The following is a 26,405-nucleotide window of genomic DNA, read 5'->3' as shown; positions in this document are numbered from 1 at the left end:
TTTCCTCCTATTACAAAATAAATTGTAAAGTATTAAGCTGCTTCACATCTAAATTCCATTGGGCATAATCCAACAGAAGATTCAATAGCTTTCTTTTTTCTTTGTCATTTAATTCCAAATAAACTTGATCCAAAGGTTTTAGTAAAAGATTGGACAAATATTTAGACTCCTCTATAGAAATTACCGTTCCTCCACTTTCAGTAGGGCTTCCTTCTACAATTCCACCCTCCTGATTCTTAAACACCATAGATTCCATCGGTTCTCTTGGTAGTTTCGGACGATAACCAACAAAAGTAACGTATTTCATTAAAAAGGCCAATAAAATATCTAACTCCCTGCTTTCCTCACAATTGGAAATGAGTTTCAAGGTCTTTGCAATCAGTTCATACAACTTTTTTGTTCCATGGCCTTCTAATGTAGACTTATTTACGAGCTCCACCAGTAGAGAACTGTAAATCATCTTTGAAAAGCTTTTTCTTAAATTTAAGTTTGAATCAATCAGCCTTCCAGAGTTTAAGTAATAAAAATTTCTCCCACAAGATAGGCTAAGTTCTCCATGGACAAAAGTTTGAGCTAAGGTAACAAGGGGGCTCTTCGGTCGAAGAGCTCCTTTTGCCATTATAGGAATCTTCCCTTTTTCTTCTGTATATCCATGAAGTATTTTACTGGATTCACTATAATTCATTTCTGAAAGAATGACTGCTTTTGTAATCATTTTTTTATTGATAGCCAAAATGTGCTACTTTCTCATCTTTTTCTCGCCAATTTTTACTAACTTTCACACGAATTTGTAAATTTACGCGAGCTCCTAATAATGATTCAATATCTTTGCGAGCGGCTGTTCCAATTTTTTTCAACATAGAAGCCCCTTTGCCAATAACAATCGCTTTATGGCTATCTCGCTCTACATAAATCATGGCCTCTATATCAAAAAACGGACGGTCTTCTCGTTCTTTCATCGATTCGATTCGAATGGCTAAGCCATGAGGTACTTCCTCTTTAAGAAACTCCAGGCCCTTTTCTCGAATGATTTCAGCCACGACAAACTTTTCTGGTTGATCCGTTATCATATCTTCTGGAAAATATTGAGGACCTTCTTCTAAATTTTCAAAAACGATTTTTATATATTCTTCAACATTGGTTCCTTCCATCGCTGAAATCGGAACAATTTCATCAAATAAGTCATAGGAATTATACTTTTCAATAACAGGTAGAATATCCTCTTTTTTTACCAAATCAATTTTATTAATTAGAAGAATAATCGGGATTTTCCCCTTGTATTTTCTAAGTTCTTCTATGGCCATTTCATCTTTTGGTCCAATGTAAGTAGAAGTATCCACCAACATAGTGATTGCATCTACACCCTCTAAAGAAGAGAAACTCGTATTTAACATATATTCCCCTAATTTATTTCTTGGGGCCTGAATCCCTGGTGTGTCCAAAAAAACAATTTGCCCCTCTTCAGAGGAATAAATCATCGTGATTTTATTTCTTGTCGTTTGTGGCTTATCTGATATAATCGAAATTTTTTGTTTTAATACTTGATTTAACAAAGTACTTTTCCCAACGTTCGGTCTTCCAACTACGGCTACAAAACCAGATTTATACATTGTATCCCTCCAAATCTTTCGGTCCAAATCCATGGGGCAAAAGATCTTTTAAGGAATACACCTTAAACTCTTCTGTATTTTTTGCCACAATAATTTCTGCCTCTTGTGCAAATTCCATCATAACTTGTCGACAAACGCCACAAGGATATCCCATTTCATCTCCTGCTACAATAGCAATTTTCTTAATTGATTTACTTCCTTCACTAATTGCCTTGAAAATCGCTACACGCTCAGCGCAAATGGTAGGCGTATATGAAGCATTTTCAATGTTGCACCCTGTAAATACTCGCTCATCGTCTGTGAACACAGCCGCCCCCACTGAGAATTTTGAATAGGGAACATACGCTTTCTTCTGTGCCTCTATCGCCAATTGAATCAATTCTTTGTTTTCCATTTTATCCCATCCAAATAAATAATAATATCGCCACAGCCAATCCTAAAATGGCTCCAAATACAGCTTCTGAAGGTTTATGTATCTCTCCTTCTACGCGACTTTCTGCTACTAGAAAAGCAAGCCCAAAGGCCAATCCAGCAACCAATCCGTTCATAGAGAGAAATGCTATTGAAGCTGCCATACAAAAGGCCAACGCGGAATGACCACTAACGGCTCCTCCTTGAAAAGGAGTTCCCCCACTTTTTCTTTTGTACAAAGTCTTAAATCCTACGGTAAAAATAACGACCAATAAGATTGCAACAAAAGTGAGATGATGACCTGAATTTTTCAAACGAATTAGCAAAACGTCACTTAGTCCTATAATGCGGTCAAAAAATAATATATAAGCAATGACCGCTGCATTTAAGGATACAATCAATACAGCGCCAGCACTTATATCTTTTACTAGCTTTGCTACTGGATGATATTCCTGAGTAATCATGTCAATGGTTCGCTCAATAGCAGTATTCATCAACTCCATAACAACAACAAGAGTTACAGCAAAAAGCAATAACATAAATTCTATGCGACTTAGATTGAAGAGCAAACTAAAAAGAATTACACCAATTGCCGCCAGATAGTGAAATTTCATATTTCTTTCTGTAGTAATAGAGCTGATGATTCCTTGTACTGCATAATTAAAGGACTTAATAAAATTCCCTCGTTTCACAATACTCTTCCTTCCTCAAACTGTTCAATAATTTCTTCTTCCAATTGTCGCATAACTTTTTTGTCTTCCTCTTCCATATGATCGTAACCATATAAATGCAAAAGACTATGAATTACAAGATACATCAACTCTCTTCGATAAGAATGACCAAATTCCTTCGCTTGTCTTTCCAATTGCTTCGTGTTTACGACGATATCCCCTAGTTGCTTTCTACCGTCATACTCTTCGCAAAGAGGAAAGCTTAAGACGTCTGTAACCTTGTCTATACCACGATATTCTCGATTTAACTGTTGAATTTCTTCATCGTCAACAAAACTAACAGATACTTCTATCTGTTCCGTTTTGTCTAAGTATTCAATTCCAAAAGTTAAAAGATTTTTCGTAAATTCTATTTCTTTTTCTGTTACAGGAAAGTCTACTTGTCGATCATCTATATAAAAATCAATCATTTTCTTTCTTTTCCTCTATAACAGCCGGTTTCTTTTTCTTTTCTTTTTCTTCTTTTTCTCGATCGGCTTTTTCATAGGCATCGATAATTCGTTGTACCAAAGGATGACGGACAATATCTGTACGCCCTAAACGAACAATCTCAATGCCTTTAACGCCTTTTAATATCTTTAATACAGATTTTAGCCCAGATTGCTTCCCTCTGGGCAAGTCAATTTGAGTAATATCTCCCGTAATAATGGCTTTTGATCCATATCCCAAACGAGTTAAAAACATCTTCATCTGTTCATTGGTTGTATTTTGTGCTTCATCTAAAATTACGTAAGAATTATCCAAAGTACGCCCACGCATATAAGCCAAAGGCGCCACTTCAATCATTCCTTTTTCCATGTACTTATTGAAGGTTTCATGACCCATAATTTCAAACAAAGCATCATATAAGGGACGAAGATAAGGATCTACTTTCATCTGTAAATCTCCTGGAAGAAATCCTAAGCTTTCTCCTGCCTCAACAGCAGGCCGAGTCAAAATGATTCGATTCACTTCCTTATTTTTGAAAGCTTTTACGGCATTGGCCATAGCAATATAGGTTTTCCCGGTTCCCGCAGGACCAATCCCAAAAACGATGTCGTTTCTTCGAATCGCATCCAAATAACGCTTTTGCCCTAAAGTTTTCGGACGCAAAGGGCGACCCATTTCCGTATAGACAATTACATCATCTAATAATTCCGTAATGGAATCTTCAATCCCCTCATTTACAAGATCGATACTATACTCCACGTCTCTTAATTCTATGTGCTTTTGGCGTTCCAAAGCCATCTTCAAATTTTCTAAGACAATTTCTGCTTTTCGAACCGCTTCTTCTTCCCCTACGATTTCAATACTCTGATCTCGATTGGAGATTTGAACGGAAAAAGCCTCTTCCAACTTCTTCACATTGGCATCTAGCTCTCCAAAAAGTTCTTTGCTCTGTCTTGTATTTTCAATTTCAATCGTTTTTTGTATTTGCTCTGTCAATACACACGACTCCTTTAATATAAATCTTCTTCTTTCATAGATTTTGGTTTTCCTAAAATTTCACTTAGTATCATGGCCTCTCGCAAATCGTAATGATCCAAAGAAAAATCAGACTTCTCTTCCTCTCTCTTATGAAAATCAAAGGAAGGATTTTCTGAAAGGTTTGGATCCCATTCTTCCTCTTCTTTTTCAAAAGACATATTTGTTTTTTGTGCATATTTTTTAGGCAACGAAGATTCTTTGCTTTTTAACCATTCCTTTTCCTGATTCTGACTTTTCAGCTCCATCGACTCCATATTGGAACTCGCCAAAGAAGGTTTTCTCTCTACGTTTCGGAAAGGATCCGATTGTTTCTGATACTCTTGAATGGTTTTTATGGCTTCTTTTTTCGAAAATCTTTCTCTTTGCTTTTTCTTAGGAATTTCCTCCCTATCTTCTTGCCGTTTTTTCTTTTTCGCAGCGCTTATTATAGAAATCACAATAAAGGCGAAGGGAACCACCAAATCAAAAAGAGTATCAAGACTGGTTTCCATTGTCTTTACCTGAATTCAATGATTTTCCTTTGGACAAGGATTCTCTCATTTTTGTATCGCTTTGAATATTTTGCATTTTGTAATAATCTAAAACGCCTAAATTCCCTGATTTCAAAGCATTTGCTAAAGCCAATGGAACTTCTGATTCGGCTTCAACTACTCTTGCTCTCATGGCTTCTACTTCTGCGCGCATTTCTTGTTCTCTGGCCATAGCCATAGCACGTCTTTCAGATGCTTTCGCTTCCGCAATTCGCTTATCAGCCTCGGCTTGATCTGTTTGCAAACGAGCCCCGATATTTCTAGCTACATCTACATCTGCAATATCAATTGATAAAATTTCATAAGCCGTTCCGGAGTCCAACCCTTTATTTAACACTACCTTAGAAATGGAATCTGGATTCTCCAAAACTCCTTTATAACTCATAGAAGAACCTACCGTTGTTACAATTCCTTCTCCAACACGAGCAATAATGGTTTCTTCTCCAGCTCCCCCAACTAAGCGGTCAATGTTGGCTCTTACGGTTACTTTTGCTTTTACTACCACTTCAATCCCATCTTGTGCAACCGCTGAAATATTTGGGGTTTCAATTACTTTTGGATTTACACTTACTTGAACGGCTTCCAATACATTTCTACCTGCCAAATCAATGGCTGCTGCTCGTTCAAATTCCAACGGAATCTCTGCTCGCTGAGCTGCAATCAATGCATCCACAAGAGTATTTACATTTCCACCAGCCAAATAGTGGCCTTCTAAATTTTCAATTTGCAAGTCCAATCCTGCTTTTGTAGCCTTGATCATAGGATTTACAATTCTTCCTGGACGCACCCGTCTTAAACGCATACCAATCAATGTGGAAATACGAATTTTTACCCCTGAGAAAAACGCCGTAATCCATAAACCAATAGGCACAAAGGTAAAAAAGACAATCAAAAGTATTATTATGGCAATGATTCCAAAAATCCCAAAAATAGTTCCAAATCCTCCCATGAGTTATTCTCCCTTCTCTCTCACATAATATGTGTTGCCAACAATCTTAACTACTACGATTTCTTCTCCTGAACCGATAAAACTTCCCTCTGTAATAACGGAATATTCTTCTCCATTAAAAGTCCCTATTCCGGAGGGACGCAGTGTGGATTTGCTACTCCCAAGTTGTCCTACTTCCAATCTTTCCTTTTCTTCTGCTTGCAAAGAAATAAAGGAGTTGGGTAGAACCACCCGGTTTAACCACTCGGAACGCATTCCTGCTTTGATTAAAAAATAAGAAGTTAAAAAGGATAAGAAAAAAGAAATACCTAAGGTTGCTGCCGCTGCTTCAATACTTCTCATAGACAAAACGATCGATGCAACAAAAGAAACGATACCGCCAATTCCTGGCAGTCCAAATCCTGGCACAATTAGTTCTAATCCAATCAATAAAATTGCCACAATAAATAAAACAACCGCAAAAATCGATCCGATTCCTAGTCCTATACTCCCAATAAAGAAAAGTAGGAAACAAATGGCACTAATAAATCCTCCTAAACCAAATCCTGGAGTGAAAACTTCTACTACAAAAGAAATCAGCCCTATCGTTATAAGGAGCCCTGCAATATAAGGATTTCCAAGAAAATGATAAAAAACCGGGTTCTGTATCCCCTGCGCCATTACAAACGAATCTGGCATAATGAAAAACAGGAGAAAAAGCAAAGTAAAAACGGACTTCTTCATAGATTCTCCTTTCAGTTACAATACTCCACAATATATTGAAAATATACCCGTTGGAAATATGCCTTAATCGAAAATTAACCCGGAGAGTTGCCCCCCGGGTTAATTTATTCTAGTATGCGTGCCGCAATTTTATTGACCAATTTACCATCGGCTTTTCCTTTGATTTTAGGCATAATTTCCTTCATCAAAAGACCCATTTGTTTCTTTTCAGTTATTTGTTTTTCTTCAAGAATTTCACGAATCATCGCTTCCAATTCCTCTTCGGTTAACTGTTCTGGTAAATAGTTCAATAGGATTTCAATTTCTTCCTTGGTTTCATCAATCAAGTCTTGACGGTCGCCTTTTTTGAATTCTTCAATACTAGCATTACGTTCTTTTACTTGTTTTGCAATGATATCAAGAATATCATCGTCACCAAGTTCAATGCGTTCGTCTACTTCTTTTTGCTTAATCGCAGCACGAACCATTGTAATCGTATCCTTACGTTTTTTGTCCTTGTTTTTCATAGCTGACTTAAGATCTTCCATGAGTTTATCTTTCAAAGACATAATAACACCTTCTCAATTAATATTTCTTTTTCTTTCTACGTGCTTCTTCCGATTTTTTCTTTCTTTTAACACTTGGTTTTTCGTAATGCTCACGCTTACGAACTTCTTTTAGAACACCACTAGAAGCACATTGTCTTTTAAATCTCTTAAGAGCAGATTCTAAAGACTCATTTTCACCTACGCGAATTTCTGACACGGATTTCCCTCCCCTCTTTTGAAAAGAGTGATTTTATCAATTTTCATTGATTAAATTCTTATCCATTATACACTCTCTGAATTGATTTTTCAAGACTTTCATAAGATTTAAGGGATATATCTGAAATTATTTTTAACCTGGTGGCCATTGTAAAGAGCGACCGCCTAAAACATGGAAGTGCAAATGGGGAACTGTCTGTCCTCCATCTTCACCAATATTGGTAATTACACGATATCCATTGTCTAAATTTTCTTTTTTTGCTAGTTCTTTAATCTTTAGAAAAATTTCTCCCACAAGTTGTGCATCTTCCTCTTCCAAATCATCCACTGATGCAATGTGTTTTTTAGGAATCACCAAAAAATGCACAGGCGATTGAGGATCAATGTCATAAAAAGCATACATTTTCTCGTCTTCATATAATGCATTGGATGGAATTTCTCCAGCGATTATTTTACAAAATAAACAATCCATTATTCATCCTCCTCTAGCACTTCTGCCAATACAGGTTCCGTTCCTACTTCTTTTATTTTAACACGTCCTAGGGTATTATTCCTATTTTTTTCCGCTTTTGCTTTTACACGAATGTAATTGGATGTATAGCCATAAATCCATCCTTCTTCTTCCATTTCAAATAAAGTTTCCAAAGGAGTTTCTACATTCTTTTTAATAAATTCCAAAGCCATTTCTTCACCCGTTTCAATCAAGCGATGGCTTCTAGACTGTTTTTCATCCCCATGAATTTGATCTTTCCGTTTTGCAGCAGGCGTTCCTTTTCTTGGAGAATAAGGGAAGACATGAATTCGTGAAAACCCTATTTCTTTTACATATTCTTGGGTTTCTAAAAATTCTTCTTCTGTTTCTCCAGGAAATCCTACAATAATATCGGTCGTAATACCTGCTCTTGGCATATATTTTCGAATCAAATCTACTTTTTCTTTATACTCTTCCACCGTGTATTTCCGGTTCATTTCTTTTAGAACTTTATTACAGCCGCTTTGTAGACTTAGATGAAAATGGTCCATCCCTTTTTTTGTATCTACATACCGTTTCATAAATGCACCGGTTATGGTCATTGGTTCAACAGAAGATAAACGGATTCTATGAATCCCTTCAACTTTTGCAATGGCTTCGATTAAATCGATCAATTGCAAATCTCCTTCTAAATCTTTCCCATAACTTCCCACATGAATTCCTGTTAAAACAATTTCCTTAAATCCCTGTTCCTGTAATCTTTTTGCTTCCGCGACAGAATCCTCCAAATCTCGGGAACGGATAAACCCTCTTGCATAGGGAATAATGCAATAAGAACAATATTGATTGCATCCGTCTTGGACCTTCATATAAGCACGAGTTCGATCCGAAGTATTTTCAATGGACAAACTTTCAAATTCGCTACTTTGAACATAGTCTTTGACCGCTATAATCTGCTTTTGATCCATCTGTACTTCTCGAATATATTCTGGCAACTTCTCACGACCAGATGTCCCCATAATAATGTCCACTTCTGGAATTTTTTCGATTTCTTCTGGAGAAACTTGCGCGTAACAACCCAAAACTACAACCACACTGTTAGGGCTTAGACGCTTCGCTTTTCGAATGATTTGGCGACTCTTTCGATCGCTCATATTCGTTACGGTACAAGTATTGATAATGGTAACATCGGCTGGTTCTTCAGAGGAAACTTTCTCAAATCCACTTTTTTCTAAAATTTCTTCTATGGCTTCGGTTTCATAGTGATTTACTTTACAACCCAGTGTTTTTGTATTAAATCGATTCAATGGTTTGCCTTTCTATCATTCGTTTTAAGGTATAACTTGCCACAATCGCTGCGGTTTCTGTTCGTAAAATTCGGTTCCCTAGAGATACGATCTTTGCTTTCTTCTCTTCCAAAAGCTCCAATTCTCTATTGGAGATTCCTCCTTCAGGACCAATAATAAGAAAAACTCGTTCAAAATTTTCTAATTCTAGAGATTCTAACCCAAGGTCTTCTTCATTTTCATAACAAAGAACGATTCCGTCTTTTTCCTGTAATTCTTCCAATAATTGATCCACTGTATAAAGCTCATTCACTGTAGGAACTTCAAGGCGATTGGATTGTTTTGCTGCTTCTAAAACAATTTTTTCATATCTTTGTTTCTTAGAAGAATATTTTTTCCGTAAATCCGAAACACAGTGATCCATTTGCATCGGAATAAAATGGTCCACTCCTACTTCTGTTCCATGAATAAGTATGGATTCCATTTTTTGTCCCTTGGCAACCCCTTGGCATAAAACCAATTCTGCCGTCTTTCTTTCCCCTACAATTTCTTTTACAATGAAAATTTTGGCTAAAGAATTTTCTTCTTTTTCAAAAATCCCTAAATATTGTTTTCCATTGATGGAAACACTCAATTCTTTTCCTAATGGCCAGCGCAATACGCGAAGGAGATGATTGCTATCTTCTTGGGATAAAAACACATATCCATCTTCATTTATGGGATTGTTTACAAAGAAATGTCTCATTTTTTTCCTGCTTTCGCAACAACACAGGCCCATTCTCCCTTTACATGATCTTCTAAGATTTCATATCCTAAATCTACTAATGCGTTTTTTACTAAATCTGCTTTTTCAGCCAAAATTCCTGAGGAGATAAAAATCCCTTCTGACACAATGTGCTTTTGCAAATCCTCTAGCATTCCTACAATTACCTCAGCAAATAAATTGGATACAATAATGTCTGCTTGGCCTTTTACCACTTGGAACAAATCTCCTTCTAAAATGGTAATTTGATCTTCCATTTGGTTCAAAGCGACATTTTGATTGGAAGCCGATACGCAGACAGGATCCAAATCGATTCCCAAAACTTTTTTGGCTCCTTTTTTCGCTGCTACAAGAGATAAAATTCCACTTCCACAACCAATATCAAATACAGTATTTCCCGAATGCACATATTTTGCTAAAGCTTCCATACACATAAATGTTGTCTCATGGGTTCCGCTTCCAAAAGCCATCCCTGGATCGATTGTAATGACTTTTTCTCCTTCTCTTGGATGATATTCTTCCCATGTTGGAACGATGGTAAGAGTTTCGTCAATTGGAATCGGATGGAAGTATTCTTTCCAGTTATTCGCCCAATCTTCTTCTTCAATTTCTTCCATAGAAATGGTTCCAAAATCCTTACCTTCAATTTCCTCTTGAATTTTTTTGGCTAACTCTTTCTCGTGTTCTGTTAAATAGAAAGTGACTTGATACATTTCTTCCGAAATGTTTAGAATCTCCGGATCTACATAATCCCAAGAAAATTCATCTCTTCCTAGTTCTGCCACTACTTCATGACTCATTTCTTCATACTGTTCCACGCCGAATCCATCTAAAAGTAGGATCAATTCGTTTTGTCTCTCAATTTCTGTAGTGATTTGTATTTTTATATAATTCATAAGAACTCCTAGTCAAATAAATCTTTTAATTTCGCAAAAAATCCTTTTTCTTGTTCTTTTATTTGATTACCCGATAAATCTCGCAAAGATTCCAAAAGTTCTCGTTCTTCTTGAGAAACTTTTTGAGGAACGATGATTTCTACTTTGAAATACAAATCGCCCTTTCCTTCCCTCCGTAAGAAAGGTACACCCTGTCCTTTCACTCGGAAAGTTTCTCCTCCACTTGTTCCCGCTGGTATTTCATAGTCCATGATTTTTTCTAGAGTAGGAACTTTAATGGTTCCCCCTAATACGGCATCGGAATAACGAATAGGGATTTCCACAAACAAATCCGAACCGTTTCTCTTGAAAATTTCGTCTTCTTCAATTTCCAAATATACGTAAATGGATCCTGGTTGTCCGCCGTTTTCTCCAACGTGTCCTTCTCCTCGCAAAGTAATCACACTTCGACTGTCCACGCCTGCAGGAATATTTACTTCTATTTTCCGATTGAAATATTCTTTTCCCACTCCATTGCATTTTTTACATGGTTCTTCAATAATCTCTCCTGTTCCTCCACAAACAGGACAGGGCACAACTTGAACAAAACGTCCAAAGGCTGAATTTCTTCCTTCACGAACTTGTCCACTTCCTCCACAATTTTCACATTTGTGAACTTCCGATCCTTCTTCTGCTCCTGTTCCATGACAGTGACTACATTCTTCAATTCTTCGAATCGTGATTTCTTTTTTTGCCCCAAATACGGCTTCCTTAAAAGTTAAGCGTAAATTGTATTGGATATCTCCCCCTTGACGAGGAGCTTTGGCTTGATTTCCACTGTTAAAATTCGCAGAGAATCCGCCGCCAAACATATCGAAAATATCTCCAAAGAAATCTCCGAATCCACCAAATCCAGCGCCTCCTTGTGCACCAAAATCGGATCGTAAGCCTTCTTCTCCATACATATCGTAAGTTTTTCGTTTTTGCTCATCGGATAAAACTTCGTAGGCAAAATTTACTTCCTTAAACGTTCTTTCTGCCTCCTCATCCCCTGGATGCAAATCAGGATGACATTGTTTTGCTTTTTTTCGATAGGCTTTTTTTATTTCTGCTTTCGTTGCTGTTTTTTCTATCTCTAATAATTCGTAAAAATCTCTCATAAGCACCTTCCATAATCTATTCCTTCAAATATATAATTTTACCTTATTTTTCAACAATTGAAAAGTATTGAAAGCTAGATTAAAACAAAAAAGGAGCACCGAAGTGCCCCCTTTGTGTTTGAATTATTCTTCGTCTTCGTCTACTACTTCATAATCAGCATCAACTACATCGTCATTTGCATTTTCTGCGCCTGTACCAGCTTCTGCTCCTTGTTGTTTGTATAACTCTTCAGAAATAGAGTGGAAAGCATTTTGTAATTCTTCTGTTTTTGCTTTAATTGCCTCTAAATCATCTGTATCTTTTACATCGTTTAAGGCAGCAATTGCATCTTCAATTTTTTTCTTATCTTCTTCAGAAATCTTACCTTCTAATTCTTTTACTGCAGATTCAGAAGCATAGATTACAGAGTCCGCATTGTTTTTCGCTTCGATTAATTCTTTGCGTTTTTTATCTTCGTCTGCGTGCATTTCTGCTTCTTTTACTTTTTGTTCGATTTCTTCTTCAGAAAGATTTGTAGAAGAAGTAATGGTAATTTTTTGTTCTTTACCAGTTCCCATATCTTTTGCGCTTACATTTACAATACCATTGGCATCAATATCGAAAGTTACTTCGATTTGTGGAACACCACGTCTTGCTGGAGCAATTCCATCCAATTGGAATCTTCCCAAAGTTACGTTGTCTGCAGCCATTTGGCGTTCCCCTTGTAATACATGGATGTCTACGCTGGTTTGGTTATCAGCCGCTGTGGTAAATGTTTGGCTTTTCTTTGTTGGGATTGTTGTATTTCTTTCAATTAAGCGAGTGGTAATATTACCCATTGTTTCAATACCTAATGACAATGGAGTTACATCAAGTAACAATAAGTCTTTTACATCTCCACTTAATACCCCTGCTTGAATCGCAGCACCTAAAGCTACACATTCGTCTGGGTTAATATCTTTTTGTGGGTCTTTTCCTACAATTTGTTTTACTGCTTCTTGTACAGCAGGAATACGAGTAGATCCACCTACCAATAATACTTTATCAATGTCAGAAGCTTGTAAACCAGCATCTTTTAGTGCTTCGCGAACTGGACCTTCTGTTGCTTTTACTAAATCTTTTGTGATTTCGTTGAATTTTGCACGAGTAAGATCAAGATTCAAATGCAATGGACCTTCTGCTGTTGCTGTAATAAATGGTAGATTAATGTTGGTAGACATTGTGCTTGAAAGTTCTTTTTTCGCTTTTTCTGCTGCTTCTTTCAAACGTTGCAAGCTCATTTTGTCTGCTTTTAAGTCTACCCCATTGGTTTTTTTGAATTCATCTGCGATAAAATCAATCACTCTTTCGTCGAAATCATCGCCACCTAATTTGTTGTTTCCGCGAGTTGCGTGTACTTCAAATACTCCATCTGATAACTCAAGAATTGAAACGTCGAATGTTCCTCCCCCTAAGTCATAGATCATAACTGTACTTGCTTCGTCGTTTTTATCTTCTCCGTAAGCCAATGCAGCCGCTGTTGGTTCGTTTACAATACGTTTTACATCCAACCCTGCAATACGTCCTGCGTCTTTTGTAGCTTGTCTTTGAGAGTCAGTGAAATAAGCTGGAACTGTAATAACCGCTTCTGTTACACTTTCTCCTAAATAAGATTCTGCGTCTGCTTTTAATTTTTGCAAAATCATAGCAGAGATTTCTTGTGGAGAATAGTCTTTTCCATCAATAGAAACTTTGTGATCTGTACCCATATGTCTTTTAATAGAAGAAATGGTACGATCTGGATTTGTAATCGCTTGACGTTTTGCTGTCTCCCCTACCAATCTCTCTCCATCTTTTGTAAATGCTACGATAGAAGGAGTTGTTCTATTTCCCTCAATATTAGGAATAATAGTTGCTTCTCCACCTTCCATAACAGCTACTGCTGAGTTTGTTGTACCTAAGTCAATACCAATAATTTTTGCCATAATTTTTTACCTCCAAGATTTTATAATTTTTTATTCAGATACTTTGACCATAGATGGTCTTAATACTTTATCTTTATGCATATATCCCTTTTGCAATACTTCGGTCACGATTCCAGCTTCTACGCCTTCTAAAGATTCCACAAATACTGCATGGTGTAAATTGGGATCAAATTTTTGATCCTTTGCTTCTATTTCTTTTATATCGTTTTTTTCTAACAATTCAATCAGCTGCTTTGCAACCATATCCATTCCTTGATAAAACCCAGAGCCCTTATCCTCTTCAATGGCAAGTCCTCTCTCAAAATTATCAATTACATTGAGTAGCGGTCCCGCAATTTTTTCCACTCCAAGATTCAAATAGCTATTTTTCTCTTCATTGCTGCGGCGTCGGAAGTTGGAGAAGTCTGCTTGCAAACGTAGAAATTGTTCATTTAATTGGTTAAATTTTTCTTCCCATTCCTCAGTTTCTTCAGAATTTTGTTCCTCTTCAGTAGGTTCCATTTCTTCTAGATTTTCCTCTTCTGATTCAGAATTTTCTTCCAATATCTCTTCTGTTTCTTTCGTTTCTTCTTTTTTCATTCTTCCCCTCTCTTATTCCTTACACCCAATTGATTGCTTAGTTCTTCGGTGAAAGCCTGAATCTTCTTTGCCAATCGCAAATAATCCATTCGTACGGGCCCCACAATGCCTAAACGACCTAAGTTCGATTCTCCTATGTGATAAATACCAGAAATCAATGAACTTTGTTGCATAATTTGTTCCTCGTTTTCTGATCCAATTCGAATCGACAATTTTTCATTTGGTGGCAATGCTTGAACCATACGCAAAAGATTTTCTTTTTCCACCATATATTCCATAATCTCTTGTGCTTGTTCTAAGTTTTGATATTCTTCATAGCGAAGAATATTTGTGATTCCACTCGCGTAAATATCTGCCTCGGAAATTTTATTGTCAACATTTGACCCCAACTCGACTACCTTCAAAATTAAATCTTGATACTTAATCATTTCTCCCGACAATCGAATTTTTAGGCCATAAATTGACTGAAAATCTTTCCCAACTATATGCTCCGACAGAATATCCGAAATCATCTTTAATTCTCCTTCGTCGATTTCTCCTTCTACACGAAACATACTTCTTTCAATAATTCCTAAGTTTCCAACAATTACAGCCAAAACCAAATTGTTTTCCAGTTTTACCAAATCCAAAAAACGAATTCCTGTATCCCTTTTCCTTGGAACCATTAAATAAGCTAAACTATTTGTTTCCTTGGCCAAGACTTCCGTAACTCGTCGATAAAATTCTTCCGAGCCCAAACCCAATCCATCGAATCCATGAGAATCAAATGATCGATGGGAGTCTCTTAAAAGAAAATCTTGCAATAATTCATCTACATAGAATCGATAAGCTGAGTCAGAAGGAATACGCCCTGCGGAAGAATGGGGTTTGTTCAAATAACCCAAATCCTCCAAATCACTCATTTCATTTCGAATTGTGGCAGAGCTAATGCCCAAATCAAAATCTTTTGAAATTTTTCGGCTACCCACAGGCACAGGAGAAAGTATATAAGAATCAACAATGGCTTTAAGTATCTCTACTTTTCTCTTATCCACTTCCATTTACCTCCTTTGTTAGCACTCACATTTATCGAGTGCTAATTGCTTATGAGTTAATGATACAGTACAGGTCAAAGAATGTCAAGTTTTTTTATTTTATTCTAAAAAATCGCTCTTCCACTTGATTTGACAGGTCTTGGCCCCTTTCTGTCAAAACAATTCTACCCTCTTTTTCTTCAATCAGGCCATCCTTTGACAAAGCTTTGATTTCCCGTTGAAATATCTCTGATATTGTATTTCCATCGGGTAATTTTTCCCAGATATCCAAACCTTCATTCATACGAATTCCCAACATAATTTTTTCGTTGCTACGATCCAGAGGGGTTAAAATTTCTTCTTCCAAAATGGGTTTTTTGTTCGCTCGAATTTTTTCTTCAAATTTTATCCATTTTCTTTCATTCCAATATCTCTTCATTCCTATATTTGAATGAGATCCTAGGCCAAATCCAAAATAATCTTTTAATTTCCAATATCCTCTATTGTGTTTGCATTCGTGTCCTGGCTTCGCATAATTGGATATTTCGTATTGATGGTACCCTAAACTTACAATTTTTTTGCGGTAATCATGTAGATGTTTTCGGTCTTCTTCCTCTTCAACAAGTTCCATCTTCCCTTGTTTCCACAGTTGATAAAATCGGCTTCCCTCTTCAAGAATCATACTATATAGACTCACATGGTCGGGGTTTAGCTCCTCAATTAACTCTAGAGTATCTTTTACTTCTTTCATGGTCTCTCCTGGAACAGAGGAAATGAAATCCAAGTTAATAGATGAAAACCCACTTTTTCTTCCGTAGTAAAAAGCTTTTTTTGCTTCCTCTACGTTGTGAACCCTCTCTATAATGTTTAGTATTTTTTCGCTACCACTTTGAACCCCTAAACTCAATCGATTGAATCCATTTTCTACTAAAGCTTTTCCATCTAATAATAAAAAACTTTCTGGATTGGCTTCTAAAGTGATTTCGCATTCTGAATGAATGTATGGTTTTATTTCATCAAGTAGAGCATTTAATCTTTTCTCTCCCAGCATGCTGGGCGTCCCCCCACCAAAGAAGACGGAATCTATCTCTGATTCTTCCAATTCTTTTTTGTATAAGAAAATTTCTTTTTTTATCAGTTCTACATAGTCGTCCATCTTTTGTTCATCGTGAACAGGAAAGGATAAAAAATCACAATAACCACACTTGTGTTTGCAAAAAGGAATGTGAATGTAAATACTTCGTTGAATCATAGCCACCTCTTTTCAAAAAAATAAGTAGCTTATAAGCTACTTATTTGTCTTCGTCATATTTTAGAACGGTTAGGAAAGCCTCTTGAGGAACTTCTACGCTACCAATGTTACGCATACGTTTCTTCCCTTCTTTTTGTTTTTCCAACAATTTTCTTTTTCGAGTAATATCCCCACCGTAACATTTCGCCAATACATCTTTTCTCAAAGCACGAATGGTTTCTCTTGCAATAATCTTTGATCCAATGGCCGCTTGAATTGGAACGGCAAATTGATGTCTTGGAATAACAGTCGTTAAACGCTCGCAAATTTTTCTTCCTCGATCGTAGGCTCGATCTCTGTGAACAATTAGGGAGAAGGCATCTACAATTTCCCCATTGATTAAAATGTCTAGTTTTACCAATTCTCCTGGCTCATATCCCATTAATTCGTAGTCATAGGATGCATATCCTCTTGTTCTACTCTTTAAGGCATCAAAGAAATCGTAGATTACTTCATTCAATGGCAATTCATAATGAACGGTAACGCGAGTTTCTTCTAAATACTCCATATTGATAAAACGACCCCGTCGTTCTTGGCAAAGTTCCATAACAGTTCCTACATAATCTGTTGGGGTCATAACTTGTGCTTTTACAAAAGGTTCTTCCATCATTTCAATTTCAGAAGGATCGGGTAAATTGGAAGGGTTCTGAATTTCTAGAACCTCTCCATCAGCTGTATGAACCTTATAAATTACAGAAGGAGCGGTTGTAATAATATCCAAGTCAAATTCACGTTCCAAACGTTCTTGGATAATTTCCATATGCAATAATCCAAGGAAGCCACAACGGAATCCAAATCCCAAGGCTACAGAAGTTTCTGCTTCAAAAACCAATGCCGCATCATTTACTTGCAATTTTTCTAAGGCATCCCTTACGTTATTGTATTCTTCTCCTTCAGCGGGATAAATTCCAGAATAGACCATAGGAACGACTTTTTTGTATCCTGGCAAAGGCTCGTCTGTTGGATTGGTAGGGCTTGTAATAGTATCCCCTACCCTAGCTTCTTTTACGTTTTTAATACTTGCAGTAATATATCCTACATCCCCCGCTTCAATCGATGGCAAAGGAATGTGTCCATTGGCATTCACGCCAACTTCCACTACTTCAAAGATCTTTCCTGTAGAGAACATTTTGATTTTGTCCCCTGCTTTGATTCTTCCATCATACACACGAACGTAACAAATTACTCCTTTGTAGGAATCGTAATAAGAATCAAAAATCAAAGCTTTCACAGGACCTTCTGGATCCCCATCTGGTGCAGGTACATCTTCAATAATGGCATCCAATACGGCGTCGATTCCAATTCCTTTTTTTGCACTAATTAAAGGAGCATTTTCTGCATCCAAACCGATAATATCCTCGATTTCTTGTTTTACTTCATCGGTTCGTGCACTAGGTAAATCAATTTTATTAATAATAGGAACCAGTTCCAAATCTTGATCCAAGGCCAAATAAACATTCGCCAAAGTTTGTGCTTCCACTCCTTGGGTACTATCTACAACCAACAGAGCCCCTTCACAAGCAGCCAAACTTCTGGATACCTCGTAATTAAAATCTACATGACCTGGCGTATCGATTAAATTTAATAAATATTCTTGTCCATCCTTGGCCTTGTGAACCAAGCGAACGGCTTTTAGTTTAATCGTAATGCCGCGCTCTTTTTCCAGGTCCATACTATCCAAAACTTGAGATTGCATTTCTCTTGCAGTAAGCATCCCAGTTTGTTCAATCAACCGATCGGCCAATGTACTTTTCCCATGATCGATATGGGCGATAATTGAAAAATTTCTTATGTTATCTTGACGTCTTGTCATATCGTCTCCTTTGTAATCTATTGCTTTAATGAATCATTCCTATTTTATCGAACGGGTAAAAGCGTAAAAACGCAATCGAATTAATATGTTCTCTTGTAACAGGGCCAAAGAATCGACTATCTACCGATTTCCCTTCATGGCGATTATCCCCCATTACAAAATATTCTCCTTCATTCAATTGCCAATATACATCTCCATTGGTCAAAGTTTCCATTCCTGGATGAATGTATGGTTCTTCTTTTTCTACACCATTGACAAAAACTTTTCCATTTTGAATTTTAATTTCATCTCCAGGAACACCGATCACTCGTTTAATATACTCTTGTCCTGATCCATCTGGAGCATCTATAATAACAACTTCTCCTTCTTTTGGATCGGAATAATATAGAGGAAAAATCAAGCAAATCAATCGTTCATTTTGGTGAAAAGTTGGTTCCATGCTCTCTCCAATCACCAAAGTAGAATTAAATACAAAATTTTTAATTAGAATGGCCAAAATAATTGCTAATACTACCGTTTTTACTAATTCCACAATACTTGATTTCTCTTTTCTTTTTTCTTCCATAGAAATCACCCTTTTCTTATTTCGTATTCTTTAACAACTTATTTTACCATAAATTGCAAGATAATAGATCAATTCCTTCGGATTTCATGAGAATTTCAAAGGAGGTTGTCATAAGTTTTTCTTGATTTTCCTTTGAAATCATGGTAGACTAACTAGAGTTAAGGCATCCCTTGGATGAATCTAATTTCGGAGGTGAATCATGGCAAATATTAAATCAGCGTTAAAACGTATCGATTTGACTAAAAAACAAACATTACGTAATAAATCAGTAAAAAGCAATTTGAAATCTACTATTCGTAAATTTGAAGAAGCTATTGCTGAAAACAATATTGATGAAGCAAGAGATTACTTGAAATTGATCGATAAAAAATTAAAAAATGCTGCGAAAAAGAACGTTATTCATAAGAATGCAGCTTCTCGTAAAATGAGCCGCCTTTCTTCTAAGATTAACAAAATGGGCTGAAAACTTACTTAATAGTTTTCAGCTTTTTTTGTTGCACATTTTTACAAACAACAAATCCAATGCCATTTCGTTTTCCATTTCAGAACGTTTTAAGGCCAAATCCGTTTCTAATAGAATAGTATAGAATTCTTTTAGTGTTTCTACGGAAAACCCTCTGGATTGAAGAGCTATTTTTTTGCCCTCATAGGACTTTATTCCCAAACGATTTTGAATTTGGTCTGCAGAATAATGACTCCCTTCCAAAAGCTTATGTCCCAGTAAAAGACGAACTTGGCGAATTACCATAAACAATATCCTTTGAATGGGCTCTTCCTTACGTAAGAGTTCTTTTTTTGTTTCCATTGCTTCTGATAAATTGCCTTTGGCAATCGAATCCAAAAGCTGAAATATCGTATCGAAATTTAAGGATTCCATAGATTCTAAAATCATCTCTTCAAAAATTTCATCTGTGGATAATCCTACCAATTTTTCCATTTCTCCTTGTAAATCATATAAATTTACAGCAGAATTTCTCTCTTCATAGCCACTACGGGCAATAAAACGCTCAATCTCTGTTCTTTGAATTTTTCGATGGTGTTTTTGAAAGTATTTTTCCACAAAAGACACCAACTGATTGTGTTTTAAGGGAGCAAATTCAACGCTTCTTCCTACTTTATTGAGTCGCTTATATAATTTCTGATTTTTCTTTATAGTGGAAGATTGCTCTACCAAAAGCAAGAGGCTAGTTTCTGGCAAATGCAAAAGCCCATCATAAAATTCATCCTCTGGTTTTTCTTTTTCAATAAAGGCCCCAATATTCTTTACCACTACCACTCTATGGTTTCCCATAAATGGCATCGTCTCTACTCTACTGAGAATTTCTTCTAAAGAGGCCTCCTCGATTTCTATTATTTCCCAATTGAGAGATTTCGTCATCTCATCCGTATAATTTTTTTCTATAATGGATAAAACATCTTCCATTAAATATTTTTCCTCTCCATGAAACAAATACGTTCCATGGAGATTTTTTGATTTATACAATTCGATTAATTCCATTTTCTTGGCTCACTTTCTTACATTGATCTATTCCCCAATAAAAAATCCCTGCTAAAATCGCAAAATATAAAGCTCCCACTAAGATTTCTTGGTACGTAATTTTTGGTTGGGGCAAATGGGTTTGTATTTCTACCCTTCCTTCTTTGAAAATAAAATGAAGGCTTCCTTGATTCATGGTAGAAAGAATAGAGACCCCGCTTTCCTTCAAACGATTTATAACTTCTTCATGAGGATGGCCGTAAGAATTTCCCCTTCCAGCAGAAATTATCGCCCATTGGGGAGAAATTCCTTCTAAAAAGTCCTCACTTGTGGAGGTTTTTGAACCATGATGTCCCACTTTCAAAACATCCACATGGGAGAGTTTTTCTAATATTCTATCTTCGTATTCCAAAGGCAAATCTCCCGTGTATAAGAAATGCTTCCCTCTATATTCTAAATCCAAAACCATAGAATTGGCATTTTCATCTTCGGAAACTTTCTCTAAAATCGGAATACTGCGTAAATGAAAATCACCCAAAGAGAGGCTTATCTCTTTCCAAATTTCAATTTCTTGTATTTTTTCCTCAATGGCTTCATATAACTCTTTGTCGTAGGGAATATGATTGGAAACAATGTGTTTTATTTTTATTTCAGGAGAAAGAGATAGAATTCCTTGGATATGATCGGCGTCAAAATGGGATACAAATACATAGTCTAAGGTACTTATTCCCCTTCGCTTCAAATAAGAAAGAGTATACTTTGAACCAGGGTCTGCTTTATAGGGAGATCCCCCTGTATCAATCATAATATTCCCTTTTCGAGTTTCCAATAAGACGCTATCTCCTTGCCCTACATATAATTGGGTAAGAACCCCTTCCGGCCGATTGATTTGATATATGCCTGCGGAAATAAAAAGAATACATAAAATTTGAATTACAATACATCGTCCCATTTTGGGCGAAAAATTTTTCACCCATCCTTTTCCTAAAAAATAGAGAGAAAAGATGTAGAAAAAAGAAAAGCCCCAGCCCATAAAGGGAATCGTTATATTTATAGGAAATTGAGAGGAATATCTGAAGAGATCCAAACTCATTCCTAATGTTCCATCTAAAAAAATTCCTAAAATCCCTCCCATAAATGGAACGAAATGTAAGGGAATCAAAGCGATGGAAAGCATTAAAACAAAAGAAAATACAGGAACAATCCATACATTTAGAAGAATGGATAGAATGGAAATTTTCCCTTGGATAGACAATAGAAGGGGAAAAATCATTCCATTGACTGCCAGCGAAATGGCCAAACCTTTTCGAATCCAATCGATTTTTATTGGAATCCAACTTTGTATTTTTTCATATAGGAAATATATTCCCAAGACGGATCCATAACTAAATAAGAATCCGTAATGAAAGATGGAAAAAGGATTTTTCAGCAAAACGATTGTTGAAGAAAAAAACAGAGCATAATACAAATCCACAGGGCGGTTTCGCATTTTTCCTAAGTCAAAGAAAAAGAGAGCCAAATAAATCCGCACCGCTCCAATGGGCCATCCCGTCACAAACAAATACAATACCAAAAAAGTATGTACAAAAAATTTACGGAACCAAAGAGAAAATTTTGCTTTCTTCCCAATCCAATCCAAAATGCCTAGAAAGACCCCTATATGTAGACCAGAGATACTAAGTAAGTGAATCAGCCCTACGTTTTGAAAAGATTGAGAAATTCCTTCTTCTGGATCCATTCCTAACACCATGGCTGAAACAATTTGCTCTTGTTCCGGCAAAAGATTTTCTTTATATATCTCTTGTATCTCTTTTTTTATATTTTCTCTCCAAAGAAGAAGAGGATGAACTTTTCCTGTATATTTTACAGAATTCCCCTTGATACGAAAAGAAATGCCTGTGGATAAATCATGCAATTCCGAATTAAAGCTACCAGGATTCATAGAAGGTTCCCGGTTTATAAATGTTCCGCGAAACTCCACATCCTTGCCTACATCGAGATTGGTTTCTGTATAAAGCCTTATTTTTTTAGGAAAGAATCCCTTTCTTTCTTTTATTTTATAATATCCCTCTCCTTTTTCAACAACCGTTCCAATTCCCTGAAATCTTCCTTCCTTTAGCTCATAGGATTGAAATGCAATCCAGCTATTTTCTGTGTGGATAGACATAAAAAGAAAAAACAAAATATAAAACAGAAGGCGTTTCTTTGGATCGTGCATACTGAAAATGGCAAAAAGAAATAAAGGGACCAAAATAAGAACCATTCCCTCTCCATAAACAGCAGATATGCCCCCTATACCAATTAAAATCGATAGATGTAACCAAAGATTTTTCATACTCCACCCAATCTTAAACCTGTTTGCAACTCTTTTTATTCATGATACAATAAAATCAAAGAAAACAGGAGGCTAAATATGTCTTTATATAAAAAAAATCCTTATAAAAAACAAATGAACGTTACCATCGAAAACACAATCCAAAGAAAAGGAAATACTCATTTCTTCTTGGAAAATTCCATTGTAGCTGCAGCTATCCCTCACTATTCTACGGGGGATATTGCACAAATTAACGGCAAAGACGTTATTATAGAAAAAGATTCTAACGGCACAGAAAAATTTACCGTGGCAGATTTGGACGAAAGTGAAAATGCAATTCTTACCATTGACTGGTCCCATCGCTTACAAATGATGCAAAACAACATTGGACGAATTTTGTTGCGCATCGCATTCAAACAACTTTTGGATATTACTCCTCTTTACGAAAATACGGAAACAAATCCTTATTTTGATTTGCCTCTATCGGATTTAGGGTTTCAAACTTTGGAAAAATTAGAAGATTTAACCAATCGAATGATTCAATCCAATTTTCCTATTGAATACGAAGATGAAGAGTGGGAAAAAGTAAAAATTGGTTCCTACCCTTCTGAAAAATCCTATGGTCCAAAACTCCAAAATACAGGGGAATGCGCTGTACTCTCCCTAGGAAATATTGAAAAAATAGAACAAGGACTACGCCTTTATTATTTCACCGGCCAACAAGCTATTTCTGATTATCGAAGACATCGCTCTTTGGTACGAAATTTGGGAATCTTTTTCCAAACGAGCGACCCAGGAAAAATTTGGTCTGAGGTAAAAAAATTAAGCGGAACGGTCGAAACTCTAAAGTCAGAGAATAAACAGCTAGAAAGTTCTCTAGGATTGGAAGAAATTCAAGAATTCATCGATACACGGAGAGAGGTCGAAGGTATTTCCTACATCTACCGAGTATTAAACGACGTGAATTTCAAAAATATAAAAAATGTCATATCAACCATTCAGCAGAAAAAGGGATTTGTTCAGATTTACGGTATCCCTAATGGCACCGAATGCCAAGTTATAGTAGCTAGAAGCCAAGATGTTCCCGTAGATTTGAAGGAAATTATGGATTCCATTTCCCATAAATTCTCCATTCAAGGATCCGGAAATATGTTCAAAATTCAAGGAAATTGTTCCAGAATTTTTATGCATGGCGTAATGGAGGAATTCCTACTTGCTATTCAAACAAAAATGAACCTAAAAAACAAATAACCCATAAAAAGAAACCAGGGAATCCCCTGGTTTCTTTTAGATTTCTTTTGTTCCTTCATGATCAATAGGAGCCGATAAAATTTTCCATTTTTCTCCTGTTTTTTCTGCTATTTCTTCCCATTTTTTTATCAATTCCTCTTGATCTACTTGCCCATCTGTCACAAACAAAAGAGTTGGACCCGCTCCACTAATTAACATGCGGCCCTTGTACTCCTCTTCTATTTTTTTCATTTGATCAAACCCATGGATTAATTCTTTTCTATAGGGTTCATGGATGTTATCCTTTGTTCCTACTAAAAAATCGTCCAAATTTGATTCCCTTAAACCATTAATCAAAAAAGCAATTTGACTGATATTTGAAACGGTCTCTTTATAGGTCAAAGAATCTGGCAAAGCCTCTCTTGCCAATCTTGTTTCCAAAGGAAAGTCTGGAATCGCCAAAAAACAAGTTAAATTCTCCATACCTTCTATTCTTTGATACAACACATTTTCTCCATCCATAGTAGAAAAAACGCATCCTCCCAATAGAGCTGGAGCTACATTATCGGGATGCCCTTCCAATTCCGTAGCCAAATTCAAAATTTCTTGTTGAGAAAGAAGATTTCCCAAAAGCAAATTGGCTCCAACAATACCCCCTACAATACAGGTGGCACTGGATCCCAATCCACGAGATTGAGGAACCTCTCCCTCCACTTTGAAGTTCATAGAAGAAATATCTTTTCCTAAATAATCGTAAACTTTTTTGGCAGAAATATAAATTAAATTGTCCTCTTCAAAATTTTTTGGTTCATCGGATTCATAAAAATCAAAATAATTATAAATTTCAAAAGCCATCCCTGCCGTATCAAAAGCTGGACCTAGATTTGCTGTTGTTCCAGGCACCTTAATTCGAACCATAAAACTCCTCCTGAATCACTTTTCCCATATCCTCTTTCTCTATAATGCGATTATGCAGAATTTTTCTATCTTTTAATCCTTCCAAAGGAACAGGAATTTCTACCCCTGTTTTTTTCTCCGTCTCTTCCAAAAGATGGCTTTCTTCTCCGTGAATTTCTAGCGCTTCTGTTACCGCCTCTGGAAATTTATAAGGGCTCGCCGTAGAAACAATCAGCGGATAATTTCCCTTATTTTCTTCCTTGAACTTCTCCCAACATTTATAGGCCACGGCAGTATGAGGATCCATTACGTATTGATATTTTTCATAGAACTCTCGAATTCCCTCTTGAGACTCTTCCACGGTTGCATAATAGCCATAGAAATCTTTCATTTCTTTGCGGAATTCCTCTCCCACAGAATACATTCCATTTTCTTTTAAGTCCTCCATCCACTTGGCTACTCTTTCAGAATCCTTTGTGATTTCGTACAAAAACCGCTCTAAATTACTTGAAACCAAAATATCCATAGAAGGAGAGGTCGTTTTCACAAGAGATCGATTCGCATCGTAGGTTCCCTTTTGGAAGAAATCAGACAAAACATTATTCTCGTTAGAAGCACAGATGAAATTCCCAATTGGAATTCCCATCTCTTTGGCATAATAAGCCGCCAAAATATTTCCAAAATTTCCCGTAGGGACAACAATGTCAATAAAATCTCCAGAAGCAATCGTTCCTTTTCGAACCAACTCAATATAAGAATATACATAATAAGCAACTTGTGGAATCAATCGACCTATATTAATAGAATTGGCAGAAGAAAGCACATATCCCCTGTCATCCATCCATTTTTCCATTTCTTTGTTTTGAAAAATTTCTTTGACTCCTCTTTGGGCATCATCAAAATTTCCATTGACCGCAAAAACATGAACGTTTTTTCCTTCTTGGGTCATCATTTGAAGTTTTTGCATGGAGCTAACTCCGTCTGTAGGATAAAAAACAACCACATCGATTCCTTCAATATCTTTGAAGCCTTCCAAAGCAGCTTTTCCAGTATCTCCACTTGTAGCCGTTAAAATAATCACTTTCTTGTCCCCTCTTGCCTTCTCCATAAATTGAGGCAACATCGAAAGGGCAAAATCCTTAAAGGCAGAAGTCGGCCCGTGGAACAATTCCATGACAGAAATATCTCCCACCTTCTGAATTTTCAAAGCGTTTTTCACAAAAAACTTTTCATTATAAGCTTTTTTTGTCATATCTAAAATTTCTTCATAAGGAATATCTTGAAAAAATTGCTGGATTACCATGGCAGATACTTCATCATAACCAAAATCTTCAGATAAAAATTCTTCCCAATCTAAAATAGGCATATTTTCTAGAACAAAAAGACCACCATCTTCTGCTAAACCCTTAAAAATTGTATCGTAACTAGATTTTGAAAAAGATTTTCCTCTAGTAGAAATATAATTCATAAAATCCCCTCCGTTCAGTTTATTACTTTATTGTAATATAATATGGCAAAAATCCCAACTCTTTTTGTAAATAATACATTGTATATTTCCCATA

Annotated in this window: 28 protein-coding genes; 2 read left to right on the top strand and 26 right to left on the bottom strand. The window is 36.3% G+C overall.

Annotated features, from left to right (window positions below):
- Positions 1-10: 10 nt before the first annotated feature.
- The 22 genes from recO to lepB form a co-directional block, all read right to left on the bottom strand.
- Positions 11-733 carry a DNA repair protein RecO gene (recO, locus tag LQU94_RS01890; RefSeq protein WP_230634716.1) on the bottom strand — a complete coding sequence of 241 codons (723 nt, stop codon included), beginning with the start codon at positions 731-733 and terminating at the stop codon, positions 11-13.
- A complete protein-coding gene (gene era, locus LQU94_RS01885; protein ID WP_230634715.1) occupies positions 720-1,610 on the bottom strand; it encodes a GTPase Era in 891 nt (296 codons plus the stop codon). Before era ends, recO begins: the two co-directional genes overlap by 14 nt.
- Positions 1,603-2,004, bottom strand: coding sequence for a cytidine deaminase (cdd, locus tag LQU94_RS01880; protein ID WP_230634714.1), 402 nt, complete (start codon positions 2,002-2,004; stop codon positions 1,603-1,605). Before cdd ends, era begins: the two co-directional genes overlap by 8 nt.
- Position 2,005: 1 nt before the next feature.
- Positions 2,006-2,713 carry a diacylglycerol kinase gene (locus LQU94_RS01875; RefSeq protein WP_230634713.1) on the bottom strand — a complete coding sequence of 236 codons (708 nt, stop codon included), beginning with the start codon at positions 2,711-2,713 and terminating at the stop codon, positions 2,006-2,008.
- On the bottom strand, positions 2,710-3,162 hold the full coding sequence (gene ybeY, locus LQU94_RS01870; RefSeq protein ID WP_230634712.1) for an rRNA maturation RNase YbeY: 453 nt from the start codon (positions 3,160-3,162) through the stop codon (positions 2,710-2,712). Before ybeY ends, LQU94_RS01875 begins: the two co-directional genes overlap by 4 nt.
- Positions 3,155-4,177 (bottom strand): PhoH family protein, encoded by a 1,023-nt coding sequence (locus LQU94_RS01865; protein ID WP_230634709.1) that lies wholly within the window; start codon positions 4,175-4,177, stop codon positions 3,155-3,157. The genes ybeY and LQU94_RS01865 overlap by 8 nt, the downstream gene beginning before the upstream one ends.
- A gap of 14 nt (positions 4,178-4,191) precedes the next feature.
- Complete coding sequence (locus tag LQU94_RS01860) at positions 4,192-4,710, bottom strand: hypothetical protein (RefSeq protein WP_230634707.1); 519 nt, start codon at positions 4,708-4,710, stop codon at positions 4,192-4,194.
- Positions 4,694-5,698 carry a flotillin-like protein FloA gene (gene floA, locus LQU94_RS01855; RefSeq protein ID WP_230634705.1) on the bottom strand — a complete coding sequence of 335 codons (1,005 nt, stop codon included), beginning with the start codon at positions 5,696-5,698 and terminating at the stop codon, positions 4,694-4,696. The genes LQU94_RS01860 and floA overlap by 17 nt, the downstream gene beginning before the upstream one ends.
- Positions 5,699-5,701: 3 nt before the next feature.
- A complete protein-coding gene (locus LQU94_RS01850; RefSeq protein ID WP_230634703.1) occupies positions 5,702-6,421 on the bottom strand; it encodes an NfeD family protein in 720 nt (239 codons plus the stop codon).
- A gap of 104 nt (positions 6,422-6,525) precedes the next feature.
- Positions 6,526-6,969: a GatB/YqeY domain-containing protein gene (locus LQU94_RS01845; protein WP_230634701.1), complete on the bottom strand. Its 444-nt coding sequence runs from the start codon at positions 6,967-6,969 to the stop codon at positions 6,526-6,528.
- Between the two features lie 16 nt (positions 6,970-6,985).
- On the bottom strand, positions 6,986-7,165 hold the full coding sequence (rpsU, locus tag LQU94_RS01840; RefSeq protein WP_230634699.1) for a 30S ribosomal protein S21: 180 nt from the start codon (positions 7,163-7,165) through the stop codon (positions 6,986-6,988).
- A 132-nt stretch (positions 7,166-7,297) separates the two neighbouring features.
- Positions 7,298-7,636, bottom strand: a complete 339-nt coding sequence (locus tag LQU94_RS01835) for a histidine triad nucleotide-binding protein (RefSeq protein ID WP_230634697.1) — start codon at positions 7,634-7,636, stop codon at positions 7,298-7,300.
- Positions 7,636-8,943: a tRNA (N(6)-L-threonylcarbamoyladenosine(37)-C(2))-methylthiotransferase MtaB gene (mtaB, locus tag LQU94_RS01830; RefSeq protein WP_230634695.1), complete on the bottom strand. Its 1,308-nt coding sequence runs from the start codon at positions 8,941-8,943 to the stop codon at positions 7,636-7,638. The genes LQU94_RS01835 and mtaB overlap by 1 nt, the downstream gene beginning before the upstream one ends.
- Positions 8,930-9,667, bottom strand: a complete 738-nt coding sequence (locus LQU94_RS01825) for a 16S rRNA (uracil(1498)-N(3))-methyltransferase (RefSeq protein ID WP_230634693.1) — start codon at positions 9,665-9,667, stop codon at positions 8,930-8,932. The genes mtaB and LQU94_RS01825 overlap by 14 nt, the downstream gene beginning before the upstream one ends.
- The gene (prmA, locus tag LQU94_RS01820; protein ID WP_230634691.1) at positions 9,664-10,581 is read right to left on the bottom strand and encodes a 50S ribosomal protein L11 methyltransferase; all 918 of its coding nucleotides are present in this window, start codon (positions 10,579-10,581) and stop codon (positions 9,664-9,666) included. Before prmA ends, LQU94_RS01825 begins: the two co-directional genes overlap by 4 nt.
- An 8-nt stretch (positions 10,582-10,589) precedes the next feature.
- Positions 10,590-11,720 carry a molecular chaperone DnaJ gene (gene dnaJ / locus LQU94_RS01815; protein WP_230634689.1) on the bottom strand — a complete coding sequence of 377 codons (1,131 nt, stop codon included), beginning with the start codon at positions 11,718-11,720 and terminating at the stop codon, positions 10,590-10,592.
- A 123-nt stretch (positions 11,721-11,843) separates the two neighbouring features.
- The gene (dnaK, locus tag LQU94_RS01810) at positions 11,844-13,664 is read right to left on the bottom strand and encodes a molecular chaperone DnaK (RefSeq protein ID WP_230634687.1); all 1,821 of its coding nucleotides are present in this window, start codon (positions 13,662-13,664) and stop codon (positions 11,844-11,846) included.
- A 30-nt stretch (positions 13,665-13,694) separates the two neighbouring features.
- A complete protein-coding gene (grpE, locus tag LQU94_RS01805; protein WP_230634685.1) occupies positions 13,695-14,243 on the bottom strand; it encodes a nucleotide exchange factor GrpE in 549 nt (182 codons plus the stop codon).
- A complete protein-coding gene (gene hrcA, locus LQU94_RS01800; protein WP_230634683.1) occupies positions 14,240-15,283 on the bottom strand; it encodes a heat-inducible transcriptional repressor HrcA in 1,044 nt (347 codons plus the stop codon). Before hrcA ends, grpE begins: the two co-directional genes overlap by 4 nt.
- A gap of 88 nt (positions 15,284-15,371) precedes the next feature.
- Positions 15,372-16,508 carry a radical SAM family heme chaperone HemW gene (hemW, locus tag LQU94_RS01795; RefSeq protein ID WP_230634681.1) on the bottom strand — a complete coding sequence of 379 codons (1,137 nt, stop codon included), beginning with the start codon at positions 16,506-16,508 and terminating at the stop codon, positions 15,372-15,374.
- Positions 16,509-16,548: 40 nt separating this feature from the next.
- Positions 16,549-18,360 (bottom strand): translation elongation factor 4, encoded by a 1,812-nt coding sequence (lepA, locus tag LQU94_RS01790; RefSeq protein ID WP_230634679.1) that lies wholly within the window; start codon positions 18,358-18,360, stop codon positions 16,549-16,551.
- Between the two features lie 25 nt (positions 18,361-18,385).
- Entirely contained in the window at positions 18,386-18,925 is a 540-nt protein-coding gene (lepB, locus tag LQU94_RS01785) for a signal peptidase I (RefSeq protein WP_230634676.1), read from the bottom strand.
- Between the two features lie 199 nt (positions 18,926-19,124).
- Here lepB and rpsT point away from each other — a divergent pair, with 199 nt between their 5' ends.
- A complete protein-coding gene (gene rpsT, locus LQU94_RS01780) occupies positions 19,125-19,388 on the top strand; it encodes a 30S ribosomal protein S20 (RefSeq protein ID WP_230634674.1) in 264 nt (87 codons plus the stop codon).
- An 18-nt stretch (positions 19,389-19,406) separates the two neighbouring features.
- Here rpsT and holA read toward each other — a convergent pair whose 3' ends face one another.
- Positions 19,407-20,423: a DNA polymerase III subunit delta gene (gene holA, locus LQU94_RS01775; protein ID WP_230634672.1), complete on the bottom strand. Its 1,017-nt coding sequence runs from the start codon at positions 20,421-20,423 to the stop codon at positions 19,407-19,409.
- The gene (locus LQU94_RS01770) at positions 20,401-22,737 is read right to left on the bottom strand and encodes a DNA internalization-related competence protein ComEC/Rec2 (RefSeq protein ID WP_230634670.1); all 2,337 of its coding nucleotides are present in this window, start codon (positions 22,735-22,737) and stop codon (positions 20,401-20,403) included. The genes holA and LQU94_RS01770 overlap by 23 nt, the downstream gene beginning before the upstream one ends.
- A gap of 78 nt (positions 22,738-22,815) precedes the next feature.
- Here LQU94_RS01770 and LQU94_RS01765 point away from each other — a divergent pair, with 78 nt between their 5' ends.
- Entirely contained in the window at positions 22,816-23,967 is a 1,152-nt protein-coding gene (locus tag LQU94_RS01765) for a hypothetical protein (protein WP_230634668.1), read from the top strand.
- 36 nt (positions 23,968-24,003) lie between these two features.
- Here LQU94_RS01765 and thrB read toward each other — a convergent pair whose 3' ends face one another.
- A complete protein-coding gene (gene thrB, locus LQU94_RS01760) occupies positions 24,004-24,864 on the bottom strand; it encodes a homoserine kinase (RefSeq protein ID WP_230634666.1) in 861 nt (286 codons plus the stop codon).
- Positions 24,851-26,311, bottom strand: a complete 1,461-nt coding sequence (gene thrC, locus LQU94_RS01755; protein WP_230634664.1) for a threonine synthase — start codon at positions 26,309-26,311, stop codon at positions 24,851-24,853. Before thrC ends, thrB begins: the two co-directional genes overlap by 14 nt.
- Positions 26,312-26,405 lie beyond the last annotated feature (94 nt).

It is taken from the genome of Peptoniphilus sp. KCTC 25270 (genome assembly GCF_021012875.1).
GTDB lineage: Bacteria > Bacillota > Clostridia > Tissierellales > Peptoniphilaceae > JAJMZJ01.
Note: the sequence above shows the minus strand (reverse complement) of the source record. Positions and strands in the feature narration are given on the sequence as shown.